Annotated in this window: 28 protein-coding genes and 1 pseudogene; 11 read left to right on the plus strand and 18 right to left on the minus strand. The window is 65.8% G+C overall.

Annotated elements, in window-relative coordinates; translation table 11 throughout:
• Positions 1-9: 9 nt before the first annotated feature.
• Both HYG81_RS25985 and kdgK1 read right to left on the minus strand, forming a co-directional pair.
• Positions 10-153, minus strand: coding sequence for a PGF-CTERM sorting domain-containing protein (locus HYG81_RS25985; RefSeq protein ID WP_226376045.1), 144 nt, complete (start codon positions 151-153; stop codon positions 10-12).
• Between the two features lie 132 nt (positions 154-285).
• Positions 286-1,239 carry a bifunctional 2-dehydro-3-deoxygluconokinase/2-dehydro-3-deoxygalactonokinase gene (kdgK1, locus tag HYG81_RS25990; protein WP_180842545.1) on the minus strand — a complete coding sequence of 318 codons (954 nt, stop codon included), beginning with the start codon at positions 1,237-1,239 and terminating at the stop codon, positions 286-288.
• Positions 1,240-1,613: 374 nt separating this feature from the next.
• Here kdgK1 and HYG81_RS25995 point away from each other — a divergent pair, with 374 nt between their 5' ends.
• The gene (locus HYG81_RS25995; protein WP_180842546.1) at positions 1,614-1,862 is read left to right on the plus strand and encodes a hypothetical protein; all 249 of its coding nucleotides are present in this window, start codon (positions 1,614-1,616) and stop codon (positions 1,860-1,862) included.
• A 16-nt stretch (positions 1,863-1,878) separates the two neighbouring features.
• Here the strand turns inward: HYG81_RS25995 and rtcA are convergent, their stop codons facing one another.
• Complete coding sequence (rtcA, locus tag HYG81_RS26000) at positions 1,879-2,955, minus strand: RNA 3'-terminal phosphate cyclase (RefSeq protein WP_180842547.1); 1,077 nt, start codon at positions 2,953-2,955, stop codon at positions 1,879-1,881.
• Positions 2,956-3,315: 360 nt separating this feature from the next.
• The gene (mutL, locus tag HYG81_RS26005; protein WP_180842548.1) at positions 3,316-5,550 is read right to left on the minus strand and encodes a DNA mismatch repair endonuclease MutL; all 2,235 of its coding nucleotides are present in this window, start codon (positions 5,548-5,550) and stop codon (positions 3,316-3,318) included.
• A gap of 294 nt (positions 5,551-5,844) precedes the next feature.
• Between mutL and HYG81_RS26010 the strand changes: the two genes are divergently transcribed.
• Positions 5,845-6,675 (plus strand): YihY/virulence factor BrkB family protein, encoded by an 831-nt coding sequence (locus HYG81_RS26010; protein WP_180842549.1) that lies wholly within the window; start codon positions 5,845-5,847, stop codon positions 6,673-6,675.
• A gap of 123 nt (positions 6,676-6,798) precedes the next feature.
• Positions 6,799-7,122 carry a quaternary ammonium compound efflux SMR transporter SugE gene (sugE, locus tag HYG81_RS26015; protein WP_180842550.1) on the plus strand — a complete coding sequence of 108 codons (324 nt, stop codon included), beginning with the start codon at positions 6,799-6,801 and terminating at the stop codon, positions 7,120-7,122.
• A 63-nt stretch (positions 7,123-7,185) separates the two neighbouring features.
• Here the strand turns inward: sugE and mutS are convergent, their stop codons facing one another.
• Positions 7,186-9,906: a DNA mismatch repair protein MutS gene (mutS, locus tag HYG81_RS26020; RefSeq protein ID WP_180842551.1), complete on the minus strand. Its 2,721-nt coding sequence runs from the start codon at positions 9,904-9,906 to the stop codon at positions 7,186-7,188.
• Between the two features lie 410 nt (positions 9,907-10,316).
• Between mutS and HYG81_RS26025 the strand changes: the two genes are divergently transcribed.
• On the plus strand, positions 10,317-10,760 hold the full coding sequence (locus tag HYG81_RS26025; RefSeq protein WP_219628718.1) for a DUF6653 family protein: 444 nt from the start codon (positions 10,317-10,319) through the stop codon (positions 10,758-10,760).
• A gap of 60 nt (positions 10,761-10,820) precedes the next feature.
• On the opposite strand, the gene HYG81_RS26030 is transcribed toward HYG81_RS26025, so the two are convergent.
• From HYG81_RS26030 to HYG81_RS26050, 5 genes are all read right to left on the minus strand, one after another.
• Entirely contained in the window at positions 10,821-11,822 is a 1,002-nt protein-coding gene (locus HYG81_RS26030) for a TIGR03560 family F420-dependent LLM class oxidoreductase (RefSeq protein WP_180842552.1), read from the minus strand.
• On the minus strand, positions 11,819-13,180 hold the full coding sequence (gene thiD, locus HYG81_RS26035; protein WP_180842553.1) for a bifunctional hydroxymethylpyrimidine kinase/phosphomethylpyrimidine kinase: 1,362 nt from the start codon (positions 13,178-13,180) through the stop codon (positions 11,819-11,821). Before thiD ends, HYG81_RS26030 begins: the two co-directional genes overlap by 4 nt.
• 101 nt (positions 13,181-13,281) lie before the next feature.
• Entirely contained in the window at positions 13,282-13,482 is a 201-nt protein-coding gene (locus tag HYG81_RS26040) for a hypothetical protein (protein WP_180842554.1), read from the minus strand.
• A gap of 95 nt (positions 13,483-13,577) precedes the next feature.
• Complete coding sequence (locus tag HYG81_RS26045; RefSeq protein WP_180842555.1) at positions 13,578-14,606, minus strand: AIR synthase family protein; 1,029 nt, start codon at positions 14,604-14,606, stop codon at positions 13,578-13,580.
• Positions 14,607-14,697: 91 nt separating this feature from the next.
• Complete coding sequence (locus HYG81_RS26050) at positions 14,698-15,213, minus strand: GNAT family N-acetyltransferase (RefSeq protein ID WP_180842556.1); 516 nt, start codon at positions 15,211-15,213, stop codon at positions 14,698-14,700.
• Between the two features lie 98 nt (positions 15,214-15,311).
• On the opposite strand from HYG81_RS26050, the gene HYG81_RS26055 reads away from it, so the two are divergent.
• The 4 genes from HYG81_RS26055 (at position 15,312) to HYG81_RS26070 (ending at position 18,833) form a co-directional block, all read left to right on the plus strand.
• Positions 15,312-16,193, plus strand: coding sequence for a dihydrodipicolinate synthase family protein (locus HYG81_RS26055; RefSeq protein WP_180842557.1), 882 nt, complete (start codon positions 15,312-15,314; stop codon positions 16,191-16,193).
• 119 nt (positions 16,194-16,312) lie between these two features.
• Positions 16,313-17,416: a putative sulfate/molybdate transporter gene (locus HYG81_RS26060; protein WP_180842558.1), complete on the plus strand. Its 1,104-nt coding sequence runs from the start codon at positions 16,313-16,315 to the stop codon at positions 17,414-17,416.
• 167 nt (positions 17,417-17,583) lie between these two features.
• Positions 17,584-18,063 carry a DUF7384 family protein gene (locus tag HYG81_RS26065; RefSeq protein ID WP_180842559.1) on the plus strand — a complete coding sequence of 160 codons (480 nt, stop codon included), beginning with the start codon at positions 17,584-17,586 and terminating at the stop codon, positions 18,061-18,063.
• A 167-nt stretch (positions 18,064-18,230) separates the two neighbouring features.
• Positions 18,231-18,833: an HTH domain-containing protein gene (locus tag HYG81_RS26070; RefSeq protein ID WP_180842560.1), complete on the plus strand. Its 603-nt coding sequence runs from the start codon at positions 18,231-18,233 to the stop codon at positions 18,831-18,833.
• Positions 18,834-18,905: 72 nt separating this feature from the next.
• Here the strand turns inward: HYG81_RS26070 and HYG81_RS26075 are convergent, their stop codons facing one another.
• The 7 genes from HYG81_RS26075 to HYG81_RS26105 all read right to left on the minus strand — a co-directional run bounded on the left by HYG81_RS26075 (position 18,906) and on the right by HYG81_RS26105 (position 24,849).
• Complete coding sequence (locus HYG81_RS26075; RefSeq protein WP_180842561.1) at positions 18,906-19,460, minus strand: XTP/dITP diphosphatase; 555 nt, start codon at positions 19,458-19,460, stop codon at positions 18,906-18,908.
• A 155-nt stretch (positions 19,461-19,615) separates the two neighbouring features.
• Complete coding sequence (locus HYG81_RS26080) at positions 19,616-19,900, minus strand: DUF5808 domain-containing protein (protein WP_180842562.1); 285 nt, start codon at positions 19,898-19,900, stop codon at positions 19,616-19,618.
• 100 nt (positions 19,901-20,000) lie between these two features.
• Positions 20,001-21,698 (minus strand): bifunctional N(6)-L-threonylcarbamoyladenine synthase/serine/threonine protein kinase, encoded by a 1,698-nt coding sequence (locus HYG81_RS26085; protein ID WP_180842563.1) that lies wholly within the window; start codon positions 21,696-21,698, stop codon positions 20,001-20,003.
• 126 nt (positions 21,699-21,824) lie between these two features.
• Positions 21,825-21,959 (minus strand): 30S ribosomal protein S27ae, encoded by a 135-nt coding sequence (locus HYG81_RS26090; RefSeq protein ID WP_180842564.1) that lies wholly within the window; start codon positions 21,957-21,959, stop codon positions 21,825-21,827.
• Positions 21,960-22,280, minus strand: coding sequence for a 30S ribosomal protein S24e (locus HYG81_RS26095; RefSeq protein WP_180842565.1), 321 nt, complete (start codon positions 22,278-22,280; stop codon positions 21,960-21,962). It abuts the gene before it with no gap.
• 232 nt (positions 22,281-22,512) lie between these two features.
• Positions 22,513-23,583: a WD40/YVTN/BNR-like repeat-containing protein gene (locus HYG81_RS26100; protein ID WP_180842566.1), complete on the minus strand. Its 1,071-nt coding sequence runs from the start codon at positions 23,581-23,583 to the stop codon at positions 22,513-22,515.
• Between the two features lie 150 nt (positions 23,584-23,733).
• Positions 23,734-24,849, minus strand: a complete 1,116-nt coding sequence (locus tag HYG81_RS26105) for a lipid II:glycine glycyltransferase FemX (RefSeq protein WP_180842567.1) — start codon at positions 24,847-24,849, stop codon at positions 23,734-23,736.
• A gap of 119 nt (positions 24,850-24,968) precedes the next feature.
• On the opposite strand from HYG81_RS26105, the pseudogene HYG81_RS45740 reads away from it, so the two are divergent.
• From HYG81_RS45740 to HYG81_RS26115, 3 genes and pseudogenes are all read left to right on the plus strand, one after another.
• Positions 24,969-25,166, plus strand: a pseudogene (locus HYG81_RS45740) (hypothetical protein); the annotation flags it as partial.
• A gap of 36 nt (positions 25,167-25,202) precedes the next feature.
• Positions 25,203-25,586, plus strand: a complete 384-nt coding sequence (locus HYG81_RS26110; RefSeq protein WP_180842568.1) for a PD-(D/E)XK family putative nuclease — start codon at positions 25,203-25,205, stop codon at positions 25,584-25,586.
• 168 nt (positions 25,587-25,754) lie between these two features.
• Positions 25,755-26,102: a DUF7344 domain-containing protein gene (locus HYG81_RS26115; RefSeq protein ID WP_180842569.1), complete on the plus strand. Its 348-nt coding sequence runs from the start codon at positions 25,755-25,757 to the stop codon at positions 26,100-26,102.
• 75 nt (positions 26,103-26,177) lie between these two features.
• Here HYG81_RS26115 and HYG81_RS26120 read toward each other — a convergent pair whose 3' ends face one another.
• The gene (locus HYG81_RS26120; protein WP_180843074.1) at positions 26,178-26,411 is read right to left on the minus strand and encodes a hypothetical protein; all 234 of its coding nucleotides are present in this window, start codon (positions 26,409-26,411) and stop codon (positions 26,178-26,180) included.
• Positions 26,412-26,562: the final 151 nt, after the last annotated feature.

The following is a 26,562-nucleotide window of genomic DNA, read 5'->3' on the forward strand; positions in this document are numbered from 1 at the left end:
GACGGCTCGTTATTGGCGGATCCGGGACGCGGCACCGATCAGCAGAGCGACCAGCGCAGCGCCGGCACCGAAGCCGGGCACGCTATCGTCGCTGTCGTCGCTGTCGTCACCGTCTGAATCGTCAGCGTCACCGTTAGCGCTCCGGATCGCCACTGCTCGCTTGCAGTGGGTGATAGCGAAATTTCTGACAGAGCCTTCCAACTGTCGTGCGCATCAAGTCGCGCCGAAACGTCGCGAGCCGCCAGCCGATACCCATCTGCAGTCCTCAGCCGTGGCACTGAGATCCTATCGCGAAATCTCTTCGCCGCCCTCTTTGACGAGGCGCTCGACCTCGTCGGCGGTGACGAGCGCGACGTCGCCGGGGATCGTCCGCTTGAGCGCCGCCGTTGCTGCAGCGTACTCGAGGGCGGTCGGCACGTCGTCGCCCTCGAGCCGGCGGGCGATGAAGGCACCCGTGAATGCGTCGCCGGTGCCGATCGGGTCGACGGTGTCGGTCTCGTAGGCGTCGTGGTCGTGGACGACGCTGTCGTGCCAGCCGACCGCGCCCTCCGCACCGCGGGTGACGACGACGGTCGTGAAGTCGTACTGGGAGCCGAGTTTGTGCGCGAGCTGGCGCGGGTCACCCTCGAATCCGAGGACGGTCCGCGCGTCTCGAGCGGCGATCACGAGGATGTCGATCCCCGGGAACAGCCGGGTCAGCGTCTCTCTGGCCTCGTCGGGCGACCAGAGCTTGCGCCGGTAGTTGAAGTCGAAGGCGGTCGACGTCCCGCCTTTGCGGGCCGCTTTGAGCAGGTTCAACGTCGTGTCTCGGAGCGTCGAGGAGAGCGCGGGCGTGATCCCGGTCGTGAAGAAGATCCGGGCGTCCTGAATCCGATCGATGTCGAATTCGCGGGCCTCCGCCGTCGCGATGGCGGTGTTTTCCCGGTCGTAGACTACGTTCGTTCCGCGCGGTTTGCCCGCTTGCTCGAGGTAGTAGGTCCCCTGCCGACCGCGGTGGCTCCAGACGACGTCCGTCTCGATTCCGTAACCGCTGAGTTCGTTGACGACGCGGCGGCCGAGCGCCGTTTCGGGGACCTTCGAGAGCCAGGTCGCGTCGGCACCCAGCCGGTTGGCCGCGATGGCGACGTTGCTCTCGGCGCCGGCGGCGCGAACCTCGAACTCGTTTGCGTTCTCGAGGCGTTCGTTCCCCGGCGGCGACAGCCGGAGCATCGTTTCGCCGAACGTGACGATGTCGCTCACGGGTCGACCCTCCGGCTCGCACGGCCGCGAACGGCGGCGTGTCCCTCGGTCATACCCCAGCCAACGGACGGGGCGGATATAAGTTGTGGCGGTGTTCCGACGATCGAAACCGTGTATTGCTCCCAGACGGACGCCCGACGTGCGGTGGCGCACTGTCCGCGAAGCACATCTAGTACGAGATCCTTGGTTCCACGCCAGATCGACCGCCGAAACGGTCGGATTCCACTCAGTGAACGACGACTACTCGAGCCCCAATCGCGAACCGACCAGCCGGTTGATCCCCGAAGATCGAGAGCGAATCGGACTGGGACTCGAGCGGACGGGTCCTACTGTGACGAAATAGATAAACAGTTGGATCTTCAATACTTTTCCAGATGGTATCGTCAGAGGGGCTCAAAACGTGGTTCGACTACCAACTCCTCTTTGTGGGGATCGCTATCGCGTTCATGGTCGTCATCGTTGCGTGGAGCCGACTCGTGACGTATCTGGGGACGCTTCCGCTCGCGGACTCGGGCTTTGATCCCGCAGACCCGACGTTCGCGCTCGCGGTCACAGGGGGCGGTATTCTCGTGATTTTCCTGCTGGTCGTGCTGGTAGGACTGCTGAATCGAGAGCGGCAGTAAATCCAGAAGCAACGAACTACTGACCTACGTCCAGCGACGGCGCGACCGACACCACCGTCGTCTCAGCTTCCCGCTCGAGCCCCACGTCGACCCCGAACGCCTCGAGCAGGTCACACCGCGTCTCGACGTGGTCAGTGACCGCGGGCACGCGCACTCGGCCGCCTGCGAGCGCGAGAAAGACGAGTAGTTGGTCGGCCATGTGCCGGTCGACCGGCGCGGAGCCCTCGAGAAACCGATTCGCCGCGTCGGCAGCGTCTTCGCCGACGCGCTCGGCCGGTTTGCCGCGCTCGCCGAGGGCCGAAAAGCCGGCAACACCGGTCCCGTGATCGACGCGGAGGACCAGCGCGGAGCCGGGCGAGGGACTCGCCGCGGTCGTCTCGCAGCGCTCCGTGAGTTCGAGGTCGGGATCTCGTTCCAGTCGCTCGAGCGCTCCCTCGGCCTGCCGGTAGGCCACGTCGCGGTCCGCAAGCGATTCCGACTCGGTCGAGTAGAGGCGAAGCCCCTCGAGCGAGCCCCGCTCGAGGAGGTCGATCCGCTCGAGGCTCGAGGGCGCGAGCCGGAGCGTTACTTCGCCGCCACCGTCGGGATAGAACCCCCGACGGTCGACTTCGCAGGTGGCCTCGAGGCCGAACCGCCGACACAGCGGCAGTGTCACGTATCGGAGGTAATCCAGCGGCGGCGACCACGCCACGTCCGTCCCGCCGGTGACCGTCACCGACAGCGGCGACTCGAGGATCGTCGCCAGCGGCAACAGGGCGTTGCACAGCAGTGTGGCGCTGCCCGCGGTGCCGATATCGACGGCGTAGCTGCCGCCCTCGAGTCGCTGGCGGCCCGCTGGATCGGTCCCGCCTTCGAGTCCCGGCTCGAACTCGATCGTCTCCGCGCCGTGCTCGTTGCCGGACACGTCGGCATCACACAGTTCGGCCATCGTCTCGAGCACCGCCAGATGCTGGTGGCCCAATCCGGGCGTCGACCGGTCGCCGCGGACGTGCTCGAGGCGGACCGGCTCGTTCTCGAGGACCGACACCGCGAGCGCCGTTCGGAGGAACTGGCCGCCGGCGCTCGAGCCGTCGAGTTCGAGAGGGGTCGTCATGGGGTGGGGTAGTGCCTCGAGTCACCTACCAGTGCCGACGTGGGACCGTATCGACGGCATCGGTTCGGCTGCGACGTGACAAACGTATCGTTCAATAGACGTGTTCGTCGAGTGGAACATTCAGGCGAGAGTAGATGCAATGAAATGTTCTGCTATCGTGGCAACAGGGAATCGCCACGTCCTCCCCAGCCGATTCGCTCACTCCCCGCGGTCGTTCGCTCATCCCTCGCACGAAGTCATCGGCCGACCTCGCTCTCGCTCGGCCGGCCGACAGCGTGCGCCACCGCGACCGGTTGGCTGGGTCGGAACGGCACGTATACTCCCCGCTACTGCTCGTCCGAAACCCGACTCGAGCGAAATCTACCCGCCGTGGCCGGGATAATCCCGCTCGAACCGGTCCTCGATCTCCGCCTCGTCGAACTGGACGATCACCGGTCGGCCGTGCGGACAGGCGTAGGGGTTCTCGCAGTCGTCGAGGGCTGCCAGCAGGTCGACGACCGATCCCTCGGTTAGCGATGTGTTCCCCGTGATCGACGGATAACAGGCCAGATCGCCGAGGAACTCGTCGGCTAACGCGTCGACCGTCTCGGCACCCGCCTCGCGGTCGCCCGCGACGAACGACGCGAGGACGTCCCGCAGCCGATCGGGCTCAAGGGCCTTCTCGAGCACCGCGGGCACGGTCGTCACGGCGACCGTCCGGTCGCCGATCCGATCGGCGTAGAAGCCCAGCCGCGAGAGCGCCTCGCGGTAGTGCTCGAAGGCTTCCGCCTCCGCCGCGGTCAACTCGAGTTCGACGGGTTCTGCGAGCGCCTGCGCGGTCGGATCGTCGGCGAAGGCCGCCTGCAAGCACTCGTAATTGACGCGCTCGTCGGCCGCGTGCTGGTCGATCAGGACGAGCCCGTCGGGCGTCTCGCAGACCAGATAGGTGTCGCGGAGCTGGCCGAGCACCCGCAGCGACGGCAGCGAGTCGAACTCGGCTCGCTCGTCCGCCGCGACCTCGCCGGTCAGCGTCCGCTGGTCGGTGGCGGCGTCGAACTTGCGCGCTGCGTCGGAATCGGTGCCGCGATCTCGATCCGCTGTGGAGCCGTGACCCTGATCCGAATTCGGCCGGCTCGAGCCGGAATCCGGTTTCGTCGAACCGGACCCCGTTTTCGCCAAGTCGGACGTGGCACTCCCGCCCGCGTCGGAAACTGGGTCCGCGCTCGTCTCCGTCGGGTTTGTCGCTATGTCCGCCGAGTTACTCGAGTGCGACTGCGCCTGCGGCGCGTCGACGGCGACATCGACGTCCGAATCGCTCGAGTCGGTCCCCGAACCGGCCCTCGCGGAACCGTCAGCCGACGATGCGTCGTCCGTTTCGGAGTTCGGATTCGAGGCTGCGGATTGACTCCCGCCGTCGTCCGATTCCGCTGCAGTCGACGCGGTCTCGGCACTGCGCTCGAGCGTTGTCGACTCGGTAGCAGACGTGCCGGACTCGGCAGCGCGATCACTGCCGGGATCGACTCGCGCCTCGCCGGGTGCCGACCGGCCGCGAGGTGCGCCGGATCGGAGGAGACCGTGCTCGAGCAAGGCACTCTCCACGGCGGCGTCGACCTGCCGGCGGACCGCGTCGTCGTCGTCGAAGCGCACCTCCCGCTTTCTGGGGTGGACGTTCACGTCGACCGCACCGCCGGGAACCTCGAGGAAGAGCGTGACGAAGGGGTAGCGGTCGCCGCCCAGTTGCGTGCCGTAGGCGCCCATGATCCCCTCGCGGACGGCGTCGGCGGTCACGGCACGACCGTTGACGTACGTCGCGAGGTAGTCCCGACTCGAGCGGTTCGTTTCGGGATGGGAGACGAGGCCGGAAACGGACTCGAGCGGACCTGGCGGGAGTTCGTCGCCGTCGGCGTCGACGGGGATCATCGCAGCAGCCACCTCGCGGCCGTAGACGGAGAGAACTGCAGCCTGCAGGTCTCCCTGCCCGGTCGTCGAGAACACCTCGCGGCCGTCGTGGGTCAGCGTGACCGCCACGTCCGGATTCGCGAGCGCGTAGCGCGTCACGACGCGGTTGACGTGGGCGAACTCCGTCGCCGTCGTCTTGAGGAACTTTCTCCGGGCGGGCGTATTGTAAAAGAGGTCGTCGACCTCGACGGTCGTTCCCTCGGGACAGCCCGTCGGCTCGACGCTGGTCACGTCGCCGCCCTCGTAGACGAGTTCCGTCCCCGCGCCGTCCGCGCCGCGGGGTCGCGAGCGGATGGTCAGCCGCGACACCGAGCCGATGGTGTGCAGGGCCTCGCCCCTGAATCCCAGCGTGGCGACGCCGGACTCGAGGTCCTCGAGCCCGTCGATCTTGCTCGTCGTGTGCTCGCGGACGGCCGCGCGGACGTCCGCCTCGGACATCCCCCGTCCGTCGTCGGCGACGCGAATTAGTTCGGTACCGCCCTCCTCGACGGTGATATCGACGCTGTTCGCGTCGGCGTCGAGACTGTTCTCGACGAGTTCCTTGACGGCGCTGGCGGGGCGTTCGACGACCTCGCCGGCGGCGATTCGGGCGACGGTGTCCTCGTCTAACTGGTGGATGTCCGTCTCGGTTCGGGATCGTGTGCTCTCGTCACTCATGATGATGTGGCGTCGGCACGGCGAGCAGTTCCGACGCGCCTGCTGTGGCTGAATACAGGTACGGAATGGGGCTGGTTAGGTCTTACGTCCCGCTGAGCGCCGTCGGGCTGTCAGGGGCCAGTGCACCGATATTCGGACGTGGTATCCGGTACTCGAGCGGATCGTCGCCAGTACTCGTTTCGGGCCGACACTGGTCGCGTCACCGGTGCTCGTTTCGAGCCGGCACTCGTCGCGCCGTCGGCGGATGGCGAGTGCCTGCGCCGTCCTTTTCGTGACCGCAGTCCTCCGTTCGGTATGGACCTGCGACGGATTCGATCCGTCGCTCGAGACGTGATCGCAGTGGTTCGCGAGCACAATGTGACGTTCATGGCGGGGAGCATCGCCCACGCCGCGTTCCTCTCCTTGCTGCCGCTCTTGCTCCTGTTGTTGATCGTCACCGGTGCGGTCGGCAACGAGTACCTGACCGAGCAGATCGTCTCGGTGGCTCGAGACCACCTCAGCCCCGCCGGCCAAGGGCTGGTGTATGAGGCGCTGACGCACGCGTCCGAGCGCGCCGGGGCGTCGCTCATCGGGATCGTCTCGCTTCTGTGGGGCATGTTTCGCATCTTCCGAGGGTTGACCACCGCGTTCGACGAGCTGTACGAGGACGGGGAGAGCTCACTCCGCGGGACCCTCATCGACGGCCTCGTCGTCTTCGTCGTCATCCTGATCGCGACCGTCGGGGTCGGGATCTCGACCGCGATACTGGCAACGGTCGATCATCCCGTCGTCGTCGCGCTGACCCCGCTCGTGCTGTTCTTCGGGTTAGCCGTCGCGTTCTTTCCAGTCTACTACGTCTTCCCGGAGCCGGACGTTTCGGTGCGCGAGGCCCTGCCCGGGACCGTCATCGCCGCTGCCGGCTGGGTCGTCCTCGAGGCGCTGTTCGGAATCTACGCGGACCTCGTGAACACCGTCGGAACCTACGACACGTTCGGTGCGATCATTCTCTTGCTCGTCTGGCTCTACGGCACCGCGTTCGTCCTGCTGGTCGGCGCGTCGGTGAACGTCGTGATCGGCGAGTACCACCCAGAGGGTAGCGCCGGTCCCAGCGACGGACGGGACGCGACCGGCTCCGTCCGCGGGTAGCCGGCACGAGAGAAGCGATACTCGCACCACGCTCCGCATGTCTTTCGATCGGAGAGTGGATCTGCGACGGTTCGGTGCATAACGGAATCTATAGCCGGCCTGCGCCGATACCTCGGAGTGAAAATGTCGTGGTATCTCCTGTTCGTCGCGGGCCTGTTCGAAATCTGCTGGGCGATCGGCCTCCAGTACTCCGACGGGCTCTCGAAACCGGTTCCGACGGTCGCCACAGTCGTCGCCCTCGGTATCAGTATGGTGTTACTGGCGCGAGCCATCGAAGACCTTCCCGTGGGCACGGCCTACGCGGTCTGGACCGGTATCGGAGCCGTCGGAACGGCCTCGCTCGGAATCGTCCTGTTCGACGAGCCGGCCACCCTCGCTCGGGTCGCGTTCATCGGCGTCATCGTCGTCGGTATCGTCGGCCTCCACCTCGTCTCCGGCGGCCACTAACCAGAAGCCGCTCGCTGCCTTCGATCCGATCATCGGACACGCGCGCACTGGGTGTTTTCCCGCTCACTCCTCGAGTCGCTCCTGTAGCTCCTGGACTTTCGAGACGAGTTCGATCGGCGGCGTCGTGTTCACGTCGATCGACTCGAGGTCCTCGAGGACGGCCTCGGTGTCGGGATCGATCGGGCTGGTATCGGATTCGGCATCTGTCGGTTGCGTGTCGGAATCGGCCCCCATCGGACCGCCATCAGTGGACGCCGCGTGGGCTTGAGACTGCCCGGTCGCCTGCGTTTGCATCGTCCCGCTTCCCAGATCGAAGACGGCCTGCACGGGCTCGCTCGAGGAACCGCCTTTGGCCTCGATGGCCTTCTCCTCGCGCAGCCGATCGAGGACGTCTCGCGAGCGGTCGACGACCGGTTCGGGAACGCCGGCGAGGTCGGCGACGTGGACGCCGTACGAGCGGTCGGTCGGCCCGTCTCGAACGGTGCGAAGGAACGTCACCTCGCCGTCCCGCTCGTCCGCCGCGACGTGGACGTTGGCGACGCGAGGGAGATTCTCTGCGAGCCCGGTCAGTTCGTGGTAGTGGGTCGCGAAGAGCGTCTTCGCCTTGACCTCGTTGTGCAGATACTCCGTCGCGGCCCACGCGATCGAGATGCCGTCGTAGGTCGCGGTTCCCCGCCCGACCTCGTCCAAAATGACCAGCGACTCCTCGGTCGCCGTGTGGAGGATGTTCGAGAGCTCGCTCATCTCGACCATGAACGTCGAGCGGCCCTGCGCGAGTTCGTCCAGCGCGCCGACGCGGGTGAAGATGCCGTCGACCAGGCCGATATCGGCCTCCTTCGCCGGGACGAAGCTTCCGATCTGGGCCAGCAGGACGATACAGGCGACCTGTCGCATGTACGTTGACTTGCCGGACATGTTGGGTCCGGTCACCACGAGGAAGCCGCGATCCTCGTCCAGCCGCACGTCGTTGGGAACGAACTCCGTCGTCTGCTCGACGACCGGATGGCGGCCCTGCTCGAGCGCGAGTCGGTCGCCCTGATGCAGGTCGGGCTGAACCCACCGGTTCTCGGCCGCGTGGGTCGCCAGACTCGCGAGCGCGTCGACCGTCGCCAGCGCTCGCCCGACGTCCTGCAGCAGTTCGGCCCGCGCCGCGACCTCGTCGCGGAGTTCCTCGAAGAGTTCGTACTCGAGGTCGCCGCGTCGCTCCTCGAGCCGAAGGATCTCGCGTTCCTTCTCCTCGAGTTCGTCGGTCGTAAAGCGCTTCGAGTTCTTCAGCGTCTTGAGCTCCTCGTAGTGGTCGGGGACGCCGTCGGCGGCGGACTTGCCGACCTGGATGTAGTAGCCGTCGGTCTTGTTCCGGTCGACGGTGACGTGCGAGAGGCCGTACTGACCCTTCTCGCGGTCGGCGAGCGTGTCGAGCCACTCCTTGATCGCCTCGTGGCGGTCGATCACCTCGTCGAGGTCGTCGTCGTATCCCCGCTGGAGGAGTTCCCCCTGCGTCACCGTCGACGGCGGCTCGTCGGCGATGGCCTCCGCGAGCGTCTCCCGAAGTTCCCGCGCAGCGTCCCGATCCGGCCGATCAACGATCTCCGAGAGGGGAGAGTCGGCGAGGTCCGGATTCGACGCGATGGCGTCGGCCAGCGCCGGGAGAACCGCGAGCGTCTCCTGAACCGCGAGCAGGTCCCGCGCGTCCGCGCTGCCGTGAGTGGCCTTCGAGGCGAGGCGCGCCAGATCGTAGGCCTCGCCGAGCGCGTCCTGCAGTTCGTCGCGGGCGAGCGCCGCCGTCGAGAGCGCGGCAACGCTTTCCTGTCGTTCCTCGAGGGTCGCGAGCGAGCGCCGGGGTCGCTGGAGCCACTCCTTCAACAGGCGACCGCCGGCGCTGGTCCGCGTGTGATCGATCGTCGCGAACAGCGACCCGTCGCGCTCGCCCTGCATGGTCTCGGTGAGCTCGAGGTTGCGCTGGGTGGTCGCGTCCAGCGTGACGTGATCGTCGCCGTGGTGGGCCTGAATGCGAGTCATCGAGGCGAGCACGCCCGCGCCGGTCTCCTCGACGTAGGACAGGATCGCGCCCGCGGCCGCGAGCGTCGGCTCACCGACTGACAGTCGATCGACCGTCTCCGTACCGAACTGTTCGCGAACCGTGTGGCTGGCGCGCTTCGGGGCGAACGCCTCTGTTTCGTGGAGCGTGAGTGTCGTGTCGGTCCGCTCGCGGACGGTATTCAACAACTCGTCGTCGGTCCGTACGCCCGGTCCCGGCAGGATTTCGACCGGATCGAACCGGTACAGTTCCGTCAGCGCGTCGTCCGCGTCCGCGGCGTCCGCAACGAGAAACCGGCCGGTCGTCACGTCCGCGAACGCGAGGCCGTACGCGTTCTCGCTTCCGCTCCCGCTCGAGCCACCGGCGCTCCCGCCGTCGACGACCGCCGCGAGATACTGGGCGTCGGCGTCGCTGGTCTCGAGTAAGGTGCCGGGCGTCACGACGCGGACGATCTCCCGTGCGTGGCCGGAGTCGGTCTCGTACTGGTCGGCGACGGCGACGCGGTAGCCGCGTTCGACTAAAGCCTTGAGATAGGGCGTGAGATCGTCGACCGGTACGCCGGCCATGGGATAAGACGACCCGTGCGAGGATTTCTGGGAGACTTTGAGATCGAGTTCCTCGCTGACTGTCTCCGCGTCTTCGCCGAAAAATTCGTAGAAATCACCGCACTGCATCGCCACTAATTCGGCGTCGGTTTCCTCTTTGAGGGAGAAGAACTCCCCGACGATCCCCGTCGCCTCGGTCATATCCGGAGACTATCCTTCCACCGCAAAAACCCTGCGGGATCCGCGGTGAAAGTGATCGACTCGTCGCTCGAGCGTGTGAAGCCGTGTTCGACGCAGTTTCGCTCACCAGCGGGACGCCATTTCAGTTTCACTGCGGTTGGATCGGGTATATGTCGATTCATCCGCTACGACTGGAGTAGCGCGACACCGATCTCATGATACTCGGATGCTTCAATCAGCTGGCGTCTTTGGTTACAGGGACGGATATCATCTACGAGTGCCGACACTGCGGGGTCAGCGTCGACGAACAGACCCTCACCTGCCCGGAATGCGGATCGGAAGAGATCGCTCAGTATCCGCTCTCCTGAACCCATCGGTGCTGAGCCCCGCCAGATCCCCAGCTATATGCGGTGAAACAGAGAAATCCGCGTATGACGAGGCTCGAGGCGGCCACGGACACGTTCTGGATGCGGCACTCGAACCCGAAAAGCGGCTGGAGTCGAATGCTCGTGCTTCCCGCACTGCTGTACGCGGTCTATCGCCGAGAGTGGCGAGTAGCGGCCGTCGCCGTCGCGTTCACGATACTCAACCCGATCTTGTTCTCCCCACCGGCGGACGACGACGCGTGGATGACTCGTGTGGTATACGCCGAACGGTGGTGGACGACGGACGAAGCGCGAGGCGTCCTCGATCTCTCGTATCCGAACGTCCTCAACGTACTCAATATCCCCGCATCGGGGTATGCGTTCCTCACCGCCTATCGGCGACAACCGTTTCGGGCAGTTCTCGCCGGACTCGTCTCGATGGCGTTGAAGCTGTGGTACGTCGGCGTGCTCGTCCGCAGATACGACGCTGAGAAATCACGGTCCTCGTGAGCTGTTCGCTACGGAAACGGCGTCACGATTGCCGGACACTGCCGGAATCGCCGGTTCGATTCAGTTAGTACTCGAGTCGGCCGATTCGTCGGCCAACAGTGCTAGACTGTCGTCCCCGTCGTCGGCCGCGTCCGGAATCGCGAGCATAACCTCCTCGATCCCGGCGTCGGCGTACGCCGCGAGCCGCTCGCGGACCGCCGTCGGCGTTCCGGCGGGAGCCGTCTCGAGGTACGCCGAGAGGAAGAACTCGCGGGGCTCGCTCGGCTCGTCGGAGAGCATTTCGTCGGCGAACGCCTCGCGCTTTCGTTCGGCCGCCTCGGTCGTCTCACCGACGAAAACGAATAGCTCGGCGGATTTCCGGATCTCATCGTACCGATCCTCGCTCTCGCAGTGCTCGCGCAACACGTCGAGCTTCTCCGCGAAGCCCTCGGGCTCGAGCGTGCCGTAGTTCCAGCCGTCGGCGAGTTCCGCGGTGTAGCGCAGCGTGAACTCCTCGCCGCCGCCACCGATCCAGATCGGCGGGTGGGGATCCTGGGCGGGCTGGGGCTCGCAGAAGGCGTCCTCGAGGTCGATCTCGAGGTGTTCGCCCTCGTGGCTGTACGTCTCGTTGGTCCACAGCCCCTGCAGGATTTCGACGGTCTCGGCGAGTCGCCGGAGCCGTTCCGCCGGCGGTTCCCGAAACTCGTAGCCGAAGCGGTCGTACTCGGCCTCGTACCAGCCCCCGCCTAGCCCGAGTTCGAGCCGGCCGTCGCTGACCCGATCGACCGTCGCCGCCATCTTCGCGAGCAGCGCCGGATGGCGGTAGGACTGGCTGGTGACGAGCGTTCCCAATCGGACGCTGTCAGTCGCCTCGGCGACCGCACTCAGCGTCGTCCAGCACTCGTGGGTGTTCCGGCGCGGGTCGCCGATCCACGACTGGAAGTGATCCTCGAGCCAGACCGCGTCGTAGCCGAGCGATTCGGCTTCGAGCGCGGCGTCCCGAACCGCGTCGATATCGGTGCCGTACTGCGGGAGGATGTAGCCGACCTCGAGGTCAGCTACGTCGGAGTCGCTCGCGCTCATTCGGTCACCTCTCGATCGAGGGCCAGCGTCCGATCGGCGAGCGTCTCGGGATCGGCGGCGACGAGTTTGACGAGCGCTTCCTTACCGACCGAACCGCGGTCGATAACGGCAACGGGAGACTCGTCGCGGTCCGCGAACGCCTGCTGGGCACCCCAGCCCATCGTGCTTCCCTCGATCTCTTTGACTGCGTCCGGTTGTGTGTCGCGATCGTACTCGGCGACCGGCCACTCGAGGGACTCGAGCGCCGCCTCCACGTCCGCGTCGAACCGACAGTTTACTGCGAAACGCAGGTCGGGGACGAACTCCCGCGCCGAAAGGAGGAAGCGGGCGACGTGGCTCGAGGCACCGAACCGAACCCCGCGGTTCGGCCGGGCGCCCGAGAAGGTTTTCGTAATGCGACCCTCGACCGCGGCCGTTTCGGCAATTGACTCGGCATAGGGCGTCGCGCCGACGACGTTCATCCCGACTTCGGGAACCAGCGCAGAGACATCGGCGTCGACGAACCGATCGACGATCGCCTGGACTTCCTCGGCAGTGGGTTCTCGAGCGGCTTCGTTTCGCAGCGGGACCATGTGGTTGACCGCGCCGTGGCCCTCGCCCACGTCGGAGTAGTAGCGCACCGCGCGGGCGAGGAAGTCGGTCGCGCCCGCCACTGCGGGCTCGAGGGCCTCTCCCTTGGCGAGGCGGGCCGCGATCGCGGCGGCGAGCGCGCAGCCGGAACCGTGGGTCGCGTCGGTGCCGACGCGGGGGTGTTCGAACGCTCGAACGGTGTCGTCAGTGACGAGCACGTCCTGCACCCGCTCGCCGGGGACGTGGCCGCCCTTGACGAGGACCGCATCGACGCCCGTCTCGAGGATCGCCTTCCCGGCTTCGCGAGCGCTCTCCCCGTCGATCACGGTGACATCGGTCAGCACCTCGGCCTCATCGACGTTGGGCGTCACCAGCGTCGCCTCGCCGAGGAGATCCTCGTAGGCGCGTTCGGCTTCGGGCTCAAGCAGGCGATCGCCGGACGTCGCGACCATCACGGGATCGACCACGAGCGGGAAGTCGAACTCGCTTGCGCGGTCGGCGACGGTCCGGACGATTTCCGCGGTCGCGAGCATTCCCGTCTTCGCCGCGCCGACCGCGAAGTCGTCGGTGACGGCCTCGAGTTGGGCCTCGATCTCCTCGAGCGGGAGGACGTGCGAGGACTCGACGCCGCGGGTGTTCTGGGCGGTGACGGCGGTGATCGCCGACGTGCCGAAGACGCCGTGGGCGGCCATCGTCGCGAGGTCGGCCTGGATCCCCGCGCCGCCACCGGAGTCACTACCCGCGATTGTCAGCGCGACTGGCCGGCTATCGGGTGCTGGTGTTCTCATAGGAGACCGTATTCTCGGATTATACTAAGCGGTGATGGTCAGCGAACGGGAGTGTCGTTCTCTGTCCCAACTGTAGCGGACCTGTCGGGATTCGGAGCGACTCACCCGTCAGTAGCGAGTGCGAAGTACCCCTGTTCGTGTTCGATTACACCCGACTCGTGGAGCGCTGAAATCGCTTGACTGACGGCTTCCTCGCTGCAATCGTGCTCGGCCGAAACCGTCTGCCTGAGCGACTTGTGGGTGTGTCGATCCCGCTCGAGTACGTCGATGATCGCCGCTTTCAGCTGTTCGTCATCACTCATCGGTCTCAGCGTTGGTAGGACGCCGAGACGGGTACTCCTTGCCCCTTCGGGCGTGCCTTAGTGAGACACCCTCGCACCGAAGAGATGGAATCGCTCTAGTCGGTCGTCTCTCCTGCCAGTGCAGCGTACGCTGCCCACGACGGATCGGTGTTCGGGTGCTCGAGCCGATCCCCGTTCACGAACACCTCACTGCCCTCGTTCCCAGCGGCTTCGACCCGGCCGATTTCGGCCACTGGCGTGTCCCGAGCCTCGAGCGCCGCATGCACCGCATCGACGCCGTCGGGATCGACCGCGAGCAGGAGCGAGCCGCAACTGGTCGCGGCCCAGGGATCGAACTCGAGCTGGTCGCAGACTTCGCGGACACCGGGGCGCATCGGGACGGCCGCGCGGTCAATTGCGAACCGGACGCCCGCGCCGTCGGCCATCTCGTTGCATGCACCGGCGAGTCCCCCTTCGGTGACATCGTGCATCGCCGTCACCGGTCCCGCGGCGGCCGCGGTGAGAGCGTCGCGGACCGAAAACACCTCCTCGAGGCGTTCCTGTGCGTCCACGATTACGTCGTCCGGAAGATCGATGCGATCGCCGAAGAGGGTGCTCAGCAGGCCGACCGACTCCACGGCGGGGCCGTTCGTCAGGAGGAGCTGATCGCCCGGGCGGGCCCCGTCGGGGCGGACGATATCTTCGTGATCGCCGACGCCCATCGCGGTGGCGGCGCCGACCCACGGGTGCGAGATGTCCCCGTAGCGGGCCGTGTGACCGGTCACGACCGAGACGCCGAGATCGACACACTCCGCGTGAATCGTCTCCCAGACGGTCGCGAACTCGTCATCGGTCATCCCCTCCGGGAGCGTGAAACAGATCGAGAGATGGGAGGGGGCGACGCCGCTGACGGCCACGTCCGCGAGCACGAGGTCGAGTGCGAAGCGCGCCGCTCGCTCGAGGCCCAGCGCGGGGAGGATCGACAGCGGATCCGTAGCGGTGACCAGCGCCCGGCCGCCGATATCGAGGACGCCGAAGTCGACGCCGTGGGTGGGACCGACGGCGACGTCGTCGCGGTCGGCACCGAGGTTCGGTGCGATGTGGTGGTCGAAGAACGCCCGATCGATTTTTCCGAGGTCGCTCACGGCCGACAGGTCCCACCGAGCGGTCTTAGCGATGGTGATCTGAACTGACGGCAGTCCCCGTAACAGATCGTTGAGTACCGGTTCGATCCGGTCACAGCTCGAGCGTATAGATCGCGGTCGGATACAGCTCGCCACCGATTTCGAACGCGGCCGATCCCGTCCGCTCGAAGCCGCGAGCATCGTAGAACCGGTGGGCGACGTCGTTGCCCTCGAGGGTCTCGAGTCGCACACGGTCGACGTGCGACGGGAGCCGCTCGAGGCCGCGCTCGAGCAGCGCCGTCCCGAGACCGTTCCCCCAGTAGTCGGGCTCGACGTAGAGTTCCTTGAGTCCGGCCTCGGTCTCGCCGACGAACGACTTCGTCTCCTCACCCCACCGGACGTAACAGTACCCGCGGACGGCGCCGTCGGCAGTCGCCACGAAGACGCCGGAGCGGTCGTCACGCAGTCGGTCGGCGAACTCGCGGACCCGTTCGTCGGGTGGATCGGGATCCCTATTGGCGAGTAGTTCGTCGGGCAGCAGGTCGTCGTAGGCCTCGCGCCACGCCAGCGCGTTGACGCGGGCGACGGCGCGCGCGTCGGCCTCCCCCTCGAAGCGACGGATTTCCATACAGACATCTCTGCGCGAATATACAAATAGTCATCAGGAGACGAACCACTCGCGATGTGATCCATCCGTTTCTTGGATATCCAGCCGTAGGAACGGGCATGCACGGCACTGGCGTTCCGCTCGCGACACCGTTCGACGATTCCGGCTCCGTCGATCACGACCGCCTTCGAGCCCTCGTCGACTGGTTCGAGGCGAGCGGCGTCGACTTTCTCGTCCCCTGTGGCTCCTCTGGCGAGGCACCGCTGCTGACGGCCGACGAACGGATTCGAGTCATCGAGACGGTCGCCGCGGCGACCGACCTCCCGGTGCTCGCGGGCACCGGCCACGAGGGGTACGAGCCGACGCTCGAGACCACCGAACGCGCCGCCGCGGCCGGTGCGGACGCCGCGCTCGTCGTCACGCCCTCGTACTACGGCCCGGACGGCGAGGCGCTGGCCGACTACTACCGTGATCTCGCCGACGACTCGCCGATCCCGATCTACCTGTACAGCGTCCCGAAGTTCACCGATCACGCGCTCTCGCCGCGCACCGTCGCGTCGCTCGCGGGCCACGAAAATATCGCGGGCATCAAGGACTCGAGCGGGAGCCTCGAGTCGCTCCAGCGGCTCGTCCGTCTCACTGACGACGACTCCTTCGCGGTGCTGGTCGGCAGCGGAAGCGTCTACGCGGCCGGCCTCGCGACGGGTGCCGAGGGCGGCGTGCTCGCGATGGCGAACGTCGTTCCCGAACGGGCCAGCGAGATCGACCGGCTGCACGACGGCGGCGAGGGCGACGCGGCACGAGCCCGCAACGCCGACCTCGTCGAACTCAACCGCGCCGTGACAGCCGAGTACGGCGTGCCCGGAATCAAGACGGCCCTCTCGTTGCGGGACCAACCCGTCGGACTGCCGCGACGTCCCCTCCGATCGCTGGATACCGATTCGAAACGCGACCTCGAGGCCACGCTCGCGGCTGCGCTCGAGGCGACAGCCGAAACGTAATCGAACGCGTGTGCCGGACTCGCAGCCGCCGTAACCACATTCCCGCTCATCTACGACGATACGAAACTGATACGGATTACTGGCAAGAGTGAAGGTTCTGCCTCGGCTACCGGGGATAGATGGCGTACTCGTTCCGGTCACGGGCCGATAGCGACCTCGAGTTCTCCGCGAGCGAACTCGCGGGTGCGCTAGGTGATTCGGTTACGGTCCTGCCGCTGTTAGTCGCGCTCGGTGCGACGACGAGCGTCTCGCTTCCTCACGTCCTCGTCGGCTTCGGCGTCTTTCAGATCGTCTGGGGCGTCTACTACGGACTGCCGCTCTCGGTCGAGCCGATGAAGGCGCTGGTCGGGCTGGCGATCGTCGGGGCGCTCACGTACGCCGAACTCGCCGCCGCCGGGTTGCTCGCCGGCGGTGTCCTGCTGACGGTCGGACGGCTCGGACTCGTCGGTCGGCTCCAGCGGGTCGTCGGTGAACCCGTCATCCGCGGCGTCCAGTTGGCCGTCGCGCTCCTCCTGCTCGAAGCCGCCGTCGACCTCTCGCTGGGGAACCTGCCAGTGGCAGCGGGCGGGATCGCTGTCGTCGGCCTGCTGGCGCTCGTCGGCTACCGAGGGGCGAGCGTGCTCGTCGTCCTCGGGCTCGGCGGGATCGCGGCCGTCGCGACGACGGGGCTCCCGACGCCGACGATCCCGGAACTCGCGGTCTTCCCCGCCGGGTCGCCGCGGGTCAGCGCGGCCGCACTCGAGGGGACCGTCGCCCAACTCGGCATGACGGTGGGGAACGCGGCCATCGCGACCGCCCTGCTCTGTGGCGACCTCTACGACCGGGATATCTCGGCGGACGCGCTCTCGCGGAGCATGGGCGTCACCTGTCTCGCGGCGATTCCGCTGGGCGGCGTCCCGATGTGTCACGGCAGCGGCGGCCTCGCCGGGAAGTACGCATTCGGCGCACGAACCGGCGGGGCGAACGTCCTCCTCGGAGTCGGCTACCTCGCGCTCGCGCTGGTCGCCGCCGGCGCCCTCCTCGCCGCCTTCCCGATGGCGATCCTCGGCGTGTTGCTCGTCGTCGTGGCGCTCGAGCTGGCTCGAGCGGCGTTCGCACCCGTCGACGATCTCCGGGCGCTCGCGCTCGTCGCGGGGGTCGGCGTCGTCGGCCTCGCGGGCAACATCGGCGTCGCGTTCGTCCTCGGGACTGTCGCGTTCTGGCTGCTCTCGAGAAAGTCGTGAGCAGCTGGGCGGTCGCCGGGAGACGCGAGCCGGACGACCTTTGATTCCGTAGCGCCAACCGCCGCCAATGGCTACGAGCTGGGCCGACCTGTTCGACCGCGGGGCGGAGTACGAAGGTGATCTCGAGGCGATACGAACCGAACTCGAGTCGCTCCGGGAGGAGAGCGATGCCTGAGCGCGACGAACCGAACCCCGCCCGCGTCGTCGCGGACGCCGACGTGCTCGCGGCGGACCTCCTCGTCGGTGGCGACGCGCGCGAGGCGCTGGATCACGTCCGCCGTCACTCGTGGGTCGAACTGGTCGCGAGCGACCCGCTGCTCGAGGAGACGGAACGGCTCGTGGCGAACCTCACCAACACCGAACTCGCCGCTGAGCATCGGGAACGGCTCGAGGTCGAGCGCGTCGCGGTCGATCAGCCCGAGGGCGACCATCCCGGACTGGCGTCGGCCTATCGAGGCGAGGCGGCGCACCTGCTTTCCTCCGACGAGCGCCTCCGCTCGGCGAAAGCCGGGCTCACGCTCCAGCCGCGCGTGTCCGTCAGCGTCCGTCCGCCCGACGCGTTCGCCCGCCTGTTCGACCCCGAGAGCCTGTACGCGGTCGTCGAGGACGGCGACTATCCAGGACCGGATCGGGACCCTCGAGCCTGACATTGCGGACTTCCGCCGATGGATACCGCGTGCGAATCGAATAGTCGAATCGGTTCACTCGGACCGGCATATCCGAGTCACAGAGACAGTGCAGCCATATTGTAAAAATTCTTATTTATGCTTCCGCTGTACGCCGCATACTTCCCGGCTGCGGGAGGTGGCGTCCAATGAATATTCATACCGAAGAGTTGACCGTAGAGGCATATATCCGGTCACGACAGCCGCCGGAACCGATCGACACCAACGTTGAGACGTTACATCGGCTCGAATCGGCGAGCGTCATCGACGACCTATCGCTACACGCGTGGCCAGATACGATCGCGCTCTCGGAACGAACGCCCCACAGCAGGGCGGTCGACGCGTTCGAGCGGATGCAGATGTGGGCCGACGAACACGAGTTCAGTATCCGACCGCCGTTCAGCGTTCGGACGACGACGTCTACCTATACGGACGAAACGCGGACCACGCTCAGAACTCCGGTGATGTGTCTGGCCGTATACGCCGACGAACGGTTGGCCAACGTCTTCCCGCATTCGTGGGGCGACGAACGGGACAGTGTCGCGGACGGGATCGCCGCCCTCGAAACGGCGGACCTTGAGGCGTTCACGTCTACCCCGACGCCGTCGGCATCGCCCCCGGATCGGTGCCCTGCGTGCGATAGCGGGTTGACGATCGTCCAGGGAATCGGTGTCTGCCAGGGCTGCGACCGAATCGAACTCGGCAACGCGCCGAATCGCGATCGCGGTCAGCGCTCTCACGTCACGCACTGAAGCTGAACTGAGACCGCCAGTCGTCCTACGGTTCGCTTCTGTACTCGAGTGGGAACGACTCGCAGTGAACGGCTATCGCTCTCGCTGATCCGCATACCACTCCGTAAACTCGGCCAACGCGCGACCGCGATGGGAGATTGCGTTCTTTTCCGCAGTACTCATCTCGGCCATCGTCTGCCCGTTGTACTCGAAGATAGGGTCGTAGCCGAAGCCGCCCTCGCCACGGGGGGCGACGAGCGTTCCAGCGACCGAACCGTCGAACGTCTCGGTACCGGTTTCGTCGGCGTAGGCCAGAACCGTCCGGAACCGCGCGCGGCGGTTCTCCTCGGCGTTCGCGAGCCGCCAGAGCCGTTCGACGCCGACGGTGTCCTCGACGTACGCCGAGTACGGGCCGGGAAAGCCGCCCAGCGCGTCGACGAACAGGCCCGCATCATCGACGAGTACCGGTTCGTCGCGTCCCAGTTCCTCGAAGGCCTCGCGGGCACCGTGGGCCGCGATCTCCTCGAGTGAGTCGCTCTGGATCTCAGTGTAGTCGTACTCGACCTGCTCGACGGACTCTACGTCCGCGAGGTAGTCCCGCGCCTCGCGGACCTTCCCCTCGTTGCCGGTGACGAATCGAATGGCCATGTCCGAGTCGGCGTCCGCAGACGGAAAATAGGCGTCGGTTGTCCGGCTCGAGTCACGGCGGCGAGCTGGCGGCTCCGGTCCCGGTCGCGGGTCGCGTCGCTTTTCGGCTGATCTGCGTCAGCACCGAACTTCGAAAAACGCGTCAGTGAGCGCCCTCAGTCGTCGGTATCGTCGACGATGACCTCGACGGGCTCGTCGACGCGGTCCTCGCTCTCGTCGGAAGCGCCGCTCTCCTGTTGCCACAGGAGGCCGCCGGCGACGAGGACGACGATCCACGACCGCCAGTTGGCGAGGTTGAGGGTGTAGCCGACGCCGAACGGTTTCTCGACGAGCATCCCCTCGCCGGGCTGCCAGTACGAGGCGAGCATGCGACTGATGCTCGGTCGTTCGAAATTGTACGGTACCCCGAGAATCTCACCGGAAGTCGGCTTCTCTGCCATGGCGGGTGATACGTCCTCCCCTATTAAGAGTATTGTGTGCTGCGACGATCGGTGCGACCGGTCGATTGCAGCCGGCTGTGAGTCCCCGTGAGTCCACGCGTTACGCATCCGACTGGTACCGGCCGCGCCCCTCGACGTCTCGGAGGCGCTCGAGCACGCGCTCCTCGCCGACCGCTCGATACCCCTCCCGGACCGCCTCGCGGAGCGGTTCGGGGTCGTCGGCGGTGCCGACGAGGCTCTGGTCGAAGACGTGCAGGTCCATCGCGTAGTCCTCGATGTGATCGGTGTGGTAGCCGAGGCCGAAGTCGATGAGGGACGTCCGGTCGGCGTCGCGCTCGCGGCCGTCGGCCGCTCGCTCGTCCGGTGAGCCGTCGCGTCCCGCACGCCCCACCCTGACGTTCCGCGTCGTCGGATCCCCGTGAACGAATCCGGACTCGTGGAGCCGCGCGAGGTGACGGCCGACGTCGCGGACGCTCGCCGGCGACAGCGCGTCCCGAAGGTCCCGCTCGCCGACGTACTCGAGTTCGAGGCGCGCCTCGAGAGGATCGACGTCCGAGAGGACGGGCGTCGGTACCCCCTCGCGGCGGGCCAGACTGGTCAACCGGGCCTCGAGCGTCGTGCGCTCCCTGCGGAGGCGGTCGTCGAGGTCGGGGTGGCGGTAGGTCTTGGCCTCGCGGTGCTTGGTGACGCGGCCGACCTCGGGCTCGAGGGTGACGAGCGCTTCGGCCCCGCGGACCCGCTGCTCGCCTTCGTCTGCCTCGCCGCGGCCGAGCGCCAGTTCGGGTTCGCCTGATCGCCACGTAACAGCCACTTGATCCGGTCGAAAATCGGGGTCGACGCGCGAGTCCTCGAGCGCGATCGTATCGCCCGCGGCGTACATCTTCGCGCCGAGGACGGCGATCATCCCCGCGTTGTCCCGCAGGAATCGGGGCTCGGGCGCGTGGAACTCGGCCCCGCGCTGGGCGCACATTTCCTCGAGCATCTCGCGAAGGCGGGCGTTTTGCCCGACGCCGCCGCCGAGGACGAGTTCGTCGCTGCCGGTCAGCGAGAGCGCGCGTTCGGAGACCTCGGTCAGCATCCCGAAGACGTTCTCCTGGAGGGAGTAGCAGATGTCCTCGACCGGCGTGCCCGCGTCGGCGGCCTGCTTCGCAGCGCTCATGATCCCCGAAAAGGAGAAGTCCATTCCCTTGACCACGTAGGGGAGGTCGATGTACTCGCCGTCTCTGGCCGCTTCCTCGACCTTCGGCCCGCCCGGGTGGGACCAGCCGACGTGGCGCGTGAACTTGTCGATCGCGTTGCCGACGCCGGTGTCCATCGTCTCCCCAAGGACGCGATACCGGCCGTTGCGGTAGGCAAGCAGGTGCGCGTTCGCCCCGCTCGCGTTGAGACACACCGGCGAGTCGAAGCCGGAGCTGTGGCGGCCGATCTCGAGGTGGGCAACCATGTGATTGACGCCGATCAGGGGTACCTCGAGCGCCTGACTCAGCGCTCGAGCGGCGGTGCCAACGATGCGCAGACAGGGGCCGAGACCGGGACCGCGGGAGAAGGCGATAGCGTCGACGGGGGGTACCGTCGCGGGCCCGCTATGAGTTTCGCGAGCGTGCTCGAGGGCCCGTTCGACGACGCGCGGAATCGCATCGTGCATGTGTTCGGCCGCCTCGCGGGGGTGAATGCCGCCGCTCTCGGGCTGGTAGGGATCGCTCTCGATGAACACGTCGTCGGTCTCGGCGTCGAAGACCGCTGCGCTGGCGGCCCAGGCGGTGCCTTCGATTCCGAGGATGCGGACGGTATCAGTCACGGCTGAAAAACGGCCGGTGGCCGCGTTCGAGTCATCGGTCGCTGTTCGAGTCGGTCGCCCGCTCGCGGGTCGGTCTCCACCCCGCGCGCGTATCGATGTGCCTCGCTGACGCTCGGCACATCGCAGTTACTCCCACTCGGTGTAGCTGCACTTCCCGCAGTGTTTGCGGTCGCCGTGGTCGGCGAGGAAGGCGTCACCGCAGCGGGGACAGAGTTCCCCGTCGGTGCTGCCGTCGTCGCCGTAGAGCTCGTAGTGTGCCATTTAGGCCTCCTCCGGTTCGGCTTCGGCCTCGGCCTCTTCGTCCGCGCCGATCTTGTTTCGCTCGAGCATGTGGTCCTGCTCGACGTCGCGGGCGTAGTCGGCCGTGTCGTAGACTTTCGCCTGGCCGACAGTCTTGCGCATCCCGAACTTGGTGTCGAGTTTGCGGATGACGACCTCGCCGGCGTCCTTGTTCAGCTTCGCCGCGAGGCTGTCCCGAACCTGCAGGCGTTCGGGCGTCGCGTCCTCGTGGGAGAGTTCGAAGGTCACGTCAGTTCGATGCAACATGGGGTTCTCCGTTTCGGAGATGATGTCGACGTCCATGATATCACTCAGTTACCCTACTATCCCCGTGTAGCGCCTAAAAGGATTTCGAAGCGCCCACCCGTATGCCGGTGACCGGGTCGATTCGCGCCGTCACTGATTGGACCGAATCCTCGCACTCGAGAGCTGTTTCGGCCTCGTTGCATGGTATCTCGAACGCGCCGGTCGAAGTGACAGCGGCAGACGATCTGGGTGTCGAGGACGGACGAGCGAGACGACGGCTGCCGACAGCTTACGGCAGCGCGACTAGGCCACGCGGCGTCCGATCCTCGAGTCCGTCGGGCCAGTCGATCCCTACTCGACCCCACGAGTCGCCGAAGTCTCTGGTCAGGAAGAGTCCCCGGTTGTTCACCGCGAAGACGACACCCGGCTCCCCGGGGGTCGCGAACACCGCTCGGACGACGCCCTCGCCGGTCGGCAGGCTCCGTCCCTCGAGGCGTTCCCACGACGAATCGGCGCCGTCTCTGCGATAGACGTGCGAATCCGCTCTGCTCGTGGTGTGGGCGGTCGACGCGCTCCGTGCGCTCGAGACCATAACGCGGTCGGGATCGCCGGGGTCAGGGACGACCGACCAGCAGTACCGGTGCTCGAGGCCCGCCTGGGGTCGCCGCCAGGATTCGCCGCCGTCGTCGCTCTCGGCGTAGCCGTCGCCGGCCGCGGCATAGAGTCGGCCCTCGCGATCGGGGTGGGCTGCGAGACTGTGATTGTCCCGCCGTGCGCCTTCCGGCCGTTCGTGCCACGTGTCGCCACCGTCAGGGGTGTAGACGAACGCGCCGGCCTCGATCCCCACGTAGAGGCGGTCGGGATCGAACGGATCGACCTCGAGCCAGCGTACGTGATGGGTGTCCGGCCGCGGCGGGAAGTACCACTCGTCGGACGAGGGGAGGTCGACCAGCCCCGAAAGACGGGCCCAGGAGTCGCCACCGTCGCGCGAGCGGTAGACGCGGCTCGGTTCGGTGCCGGCGTAGACGACCTGCGGATCGTGCGGGCTGACCGTCACCGACATCACGGGATCGCTCTCATGGCCGGTAGTCCCATCGCCCGTTTTTCCGTGAGCGGCTGCCGGTTCCTCGGCCACGAACTCGGTCTCGAGGCGGTCGAACGTCTCGCCGCCGTCGGTGCTTCGGAACACGCCGTCGCCGAACGTCCCCACGACGATACGGGTCGGTGCGTCGGGGTTTGCCGCAACGCACTCGAGGGCCATATTCTCGAGTCGCGTCTTCGTACTCCAATCGTCGGAATCGGTTCCATCGCCGCGACAGACGAGCGATCGGTCTCGGAGTGCGACGAGTACCGTCGTCATACGGGAGTCAACGGGCTGGCCGGACATATACTGCCGGCTGGAACCGGTCGGTGATGTCGATCGGCCGGTGCATCGATCGGTCGGTGGTGTCGATCGGATTGACCTCCGGTCCGCAACGTGGCACTGCCGAACGCGACCCCCTCGAGGTTGTTAGACGTAGTACGGCCAGTACAGCGATCGGCCCGCCTTTACCAGCGGCCAGAGCGGGCTACAGCCCCGCTCCCAGACGAGGACCGGGACGGGTCGGCCGCCGAACCCCTCCTTGAACCGAAAGACGCCGTCTTCGAAGTTCGCGTTCGTGCTCCCGAAGTCGTAGCGCTCGTAGCCGTGCTCGATTCCCCACTGGAAGACGTGATCGTAGAGGAGTTCCGACGCGTGATCGTCGAAGTACTCCCGGGGTATCGCAGCGAAAAATCCGTGGACCGTGTCGTGCTCGTCGTCGAGCACCTCGAGCATCCCGCCGGCGTACTCGCCGTCGATCCGGATCGTCAGTAACAGCAGGCGATCGTCCATCGACTGCAGCGCTTCGAAAAACGAGCGGGGGTAGACCTCCCCGCCGACGCGATCCATGACGCGTTCGTAGGTCCGGTAGAACCGCCGCAGGTTCTCCCGCGTGATCTCCTCCTCGACGATCTCGTAATCGACGCCCCGCCCGCGTTCGATCCCCCGCCGTCGGGTCCGGCTCATGTCCGCGAGGATCTCGTCGTAGTCCCTGGTGAGATCGAGCAGGAACCGGCACTCCCGACGGTAGGGCCGGTAGCCGTGGGACTGCAAGGCGTCGTTGTACCGCAGATAGCTCATGTCGAGTCCCCGGATCTGGTGGACGATCGTGGATCCGTGACAGAGCTGCGGGATCGCTTCGACCACGTGCTCGAGGGAGTCCGCCGTATCCGTCGGGAGCAACGGCCCGCCGAAGCCGGGATAGAGCGACGACAACCGATCGAACGGCGTCTTCTCTATCTCGACGACGAAATTCGGCATGCCGCCGATCGTGTTCCCGTCCTTGGAGACCACCAGGTGTCGCGGCGTATACCCCAACCCCGTCTCGATCGCCTCGAGCCACTCGTAGCGATGGAAGACGCTCCCGCGGCTCGAGCGCTCGACGATCCCGTTCCACTGCGCTTTCCGCATGTCCTGCACCGTGTCGACGACGTCCACCTCGAGACTCGACGTCTCGGTCCCCGCGGATCGCCCGTACCGATTCGCGAACAGCGACCCGAGTCGATGGAATCTCGATCGAGCATCGCCGCCGGTCTGTTGTGCCATTACCTGATGTCAACAGGGGTACCCTATTTGGTAGTCCGTCCATTATTCGGTTTCTGATAAGAGTAACGACTCCCAACCGGTCGCGCAGTCCTCTCGCGGTTCAGTAGTCACTTCATACCCGCCCGCTCGAGCGGACGAACCGATGGGTCCGTGACGACGGCTCGGTAGAAGACGGCTGGATTCCGAACTATCCGCTCCTCGGGGAATGGGTCAGTCAGGACGGCGATCCCGTCGAGAACCCGCAGCAGCCGAAGCTATTCATCGGCGACGAGTTCTCGACGAACGCGAGCGATGGGCGCGCGGCTCGAGGCCAGCGGAGGAGTGTATATCGGCGCGCGACGCGCGTGGTCCGCGTGAACCGGTCGAAACGGGCGAACCACTTTGGGACTGCCGTCGAGAAACGGATGGCTGAGAATCGTCGATTCGATCTCGAGCGGGCCAGCTGGCACGATTCGAGATTCGGGAACGGAACGCCGGTCGAGATTACGTCGACGATGCACGAGCATTCTGACGGACAGCCCGATAACTGGAAGGTCTACCGGGAGTCCCTCGAGAAGCTCCGGCGGCACGACGGCTGGTACTGTTTCGTCGTCTACCGGCCACATGGGCGATCGGGTTGTACGATTCTTTGTGATAAGATGGTCCGCTCGAGCGATCTCCAGCCGCTCCGGTGGCACGGTGGCGGTGATCACCGTGGAACCGAGCAGGCGAAGATCCCAATTATTTCTATTTTTTAGATTGAAATCCCATATTGCACTCCCGTCTGTTACTATAATTTTAATCAGACCACTCAATATAGTAGTGGATAGTCTAATTACCAGTATGTTCTAATTATTATTTACATGGTAGCGTACGGATATTGCGGACGGTAATTCTATATCAGAGTATCTCAAAATGAGGTCTGTATGCTCAACAACATCAAGCATCCAACTGAAAACAAGCAAATATCAGATACTATTCTATTTGACGTCCTTTCACATGAACGGCGACAATATGCTCTCTACTGCCTCAACGAATATCAAACTCCGATGCCACTCGAAGACTTAACTGATGAAGTCGCCCAGTTAGAATTTGATGTGCAGAATGTCGGAGAAGTGCCAGAAGAAGACATCAAAGAAGTACACGTCGATTTATGTCACTGTCATATCCCAAAAATGGAGAACACAGGTATCCTCGAGTATTCGCAAGAACAGAATTCAGTGATTTTTCAATGGGATATATCGGAGTTAGATTTAGATGAAATAATACGTTAGGAGCTGAGAAGGTCTAACCATATATTACACACTTGTGTGAACCAACCCGCATGTAGCTCTTGGAGGTGATCTTCTCTAATCTGTGCTGACGATGATATCCGATTCGACTTCGAACGTCACTGCTCTCGTCGAGAGCATCTCAGCGATCTCCCGGCGCTGCTCGAGCGTGAGGTCGTCGCGCTCGGGAACTCGTAGCGGCCCCTCCCACGCGTCACGAACGATGCGTGTACAGTCCGGGCACAGCCGGCGAAACGCGCCGATGCGGTCACCGCATCGTTCGCACTCGTCGGACTCGACGAGACGATTCATCGCGAACCACCGTCCTCGCGATCAGTGTCCGGCTGTAGTGATCGATCGGCATGGTCTCAACGAATGGGGTTCTCGAGCCGGTATCTTATTGAGAGACACTGCTCGAGTACGAGTATGATCGGTACGGGGACGCTGATTATCGCAGTTACGT

The organism is Natrinema zhouii, assembly GCF_013456555.2.
GTDB classification, from domain to species: Archaea; Halobacteriota; Halobacteria; order Halobacteriales; family Natrialbaceae; genus Natrinema; species Natrinema zhouii.

Coding starts and splice junctions, on each gene's coding strand:
- HYG81_RS25995 (WP_180842546.1), top strand. CDS start 1,614: ATGGTATCGTCAGAGGGGCTCAAAACGTGGTTCGACTACCAACTCCTC.
- rtcA (WP_180842547.1), bottom strand. CDS start 2,955: ATGACGACCCCTCTCGAACTCGACGGCTCGAGCGCCGGCGGCCAGTTC.
- mutL (WP_180842548.1), bottom strand. CDS start 5,550: ATGAGTGACGAGAGCACACGATCCCGAACCGAGACGGACATCCACCAG.
- HYG81_RS26010 (WP_180842549.1), top strand. CDS start 5,845: ATGGACCTGCGACGGATTCGATCCGTCGCTCGAGACGTGATCGCAGTG.
- sugE (WP_180842550.1), top strand. CDS start 6,799: ATGTCGTGGTATCTCCTGTTCGTCGCGGGCCTGTTCGAAATCTGCTGG.
- mutS (WP_180842551.1), bottom strand. CDS start 9,906: ATGACCGAGGCGACGGGGATCGTCGGGGAGTTCTTCTCCCTCAAAGAG.
- HYG81_RS26025 (WP_219628718.1), top strand. CDS start 10,317: ATGACGAGGCTCGAGGCGGCCACGGACACGTTCTGGATGCGGCACTCG.
- HYG81_RS26030 (WP_180842552.1), bottom strand. CDS start 11,822: ATGAGCGCGAGCGACTCCGACGTAGCTGACCTCGAGGTCGGCTACATC.
- thiD (WP_180842553.1), bottom strand. CDS start 13,180: ATGAGAACACCAGCACCCGATAGCCGGCCAGTCGCGCTGACAATCGCG.
- HYG81_RS26040 (WP_180842554.1), bottom strand. CDS start 13,482: ATGAGTGATGACGAACAGCTGAAAGCGGCGATCATCGACGTACTCGAG.
- HYG81_RS26050 (WP_180842556.1), bottom strand. CDS start 15,213: ATGGAAATCCGTCGCTTCGAGGGGGAGGCCGACGCGCGCGCCGTCGCC.
- HYG81_RS26055 (WP_180842557.1), top strand. CDS start 15,312: ATGCACGGCACTGGCGTTCCGCTCGCGACACCGTTCGACGATTCCGGC.
- HYG81_RS26060 (WP_180842558.1), top strand. CDS start 16,313: ATGGCGTACTCGTTCCGGTCACGGGCCGATAGCGACCTCGAGTTCTCC.
- HYG81_RS26065 (WP_180842559.1), top strand. CDS start 17,584: ATGCCTGAGCGCGACGAACCGAACCCCGCCCGCGTCGTCGCGGACGCC.
- HYG81_RS26070 (WP_180842560.1), top strand. CDS start 18,231: ATGAATATTCATACCGAAGAGTTGACCGTAGAGGCATATATCCGGTCA.
- HYG81_RS26075 (WP_180842561.1), bottom strand. CDS start 19,460: ATGGCCATTCGATTCGTCACCGGCAACGAGGGGAAGGTCCGCGAGGCG.
- HYG81_RS26080 (WP_180842562.1), bottom strand. CDS start 19,900: ATGGCAGAGAAGCCGACTTCCGGTGAGATTCTCGGGGTACCGTACAAT.
- HYG81_RS26090 (WP_180842564.1), bottom strand. CDS start 21,959: ATGGCACACTACGAGCTCTACGGCGACGACGGCAGCACCGACGGGGAA.
- HYG81_RS26095 (WP_180842565.1), bottom strand. CDS start 22,280: ATGGACGTCGACATCATCTCCGAAACGGAGAACCCCATGTTGCATCGA.
- HYG81_RS26100 (WP_180842566.1), bottom strand. CDS start 23,583: ATGACGACGGTACTCGTCGCACTCCGAGACCGATCGCTCGTCTGTCGC.
- HYG81_RS26105 (WP_180842567.1), bottom strand. CDS start 24,849: ATGGCACAACAGACCGGCGGCGATGCTCGATCGAGATTCCATCGACTC.
- HYG81_RS26115 (WP_180842569.1), top strand. CDS start 25,755: ATGCTCAACAACATCAAGCATCCAACTGAAAACAAGCAAATATCAGAT.
- HYG81_RS26120 (WP_180843074.1), bottom strand. CDS start 26,411: ATGAATCGTCTCGTCGAGTCCGACGAGTGCGAACGATGCGGTGACCGC.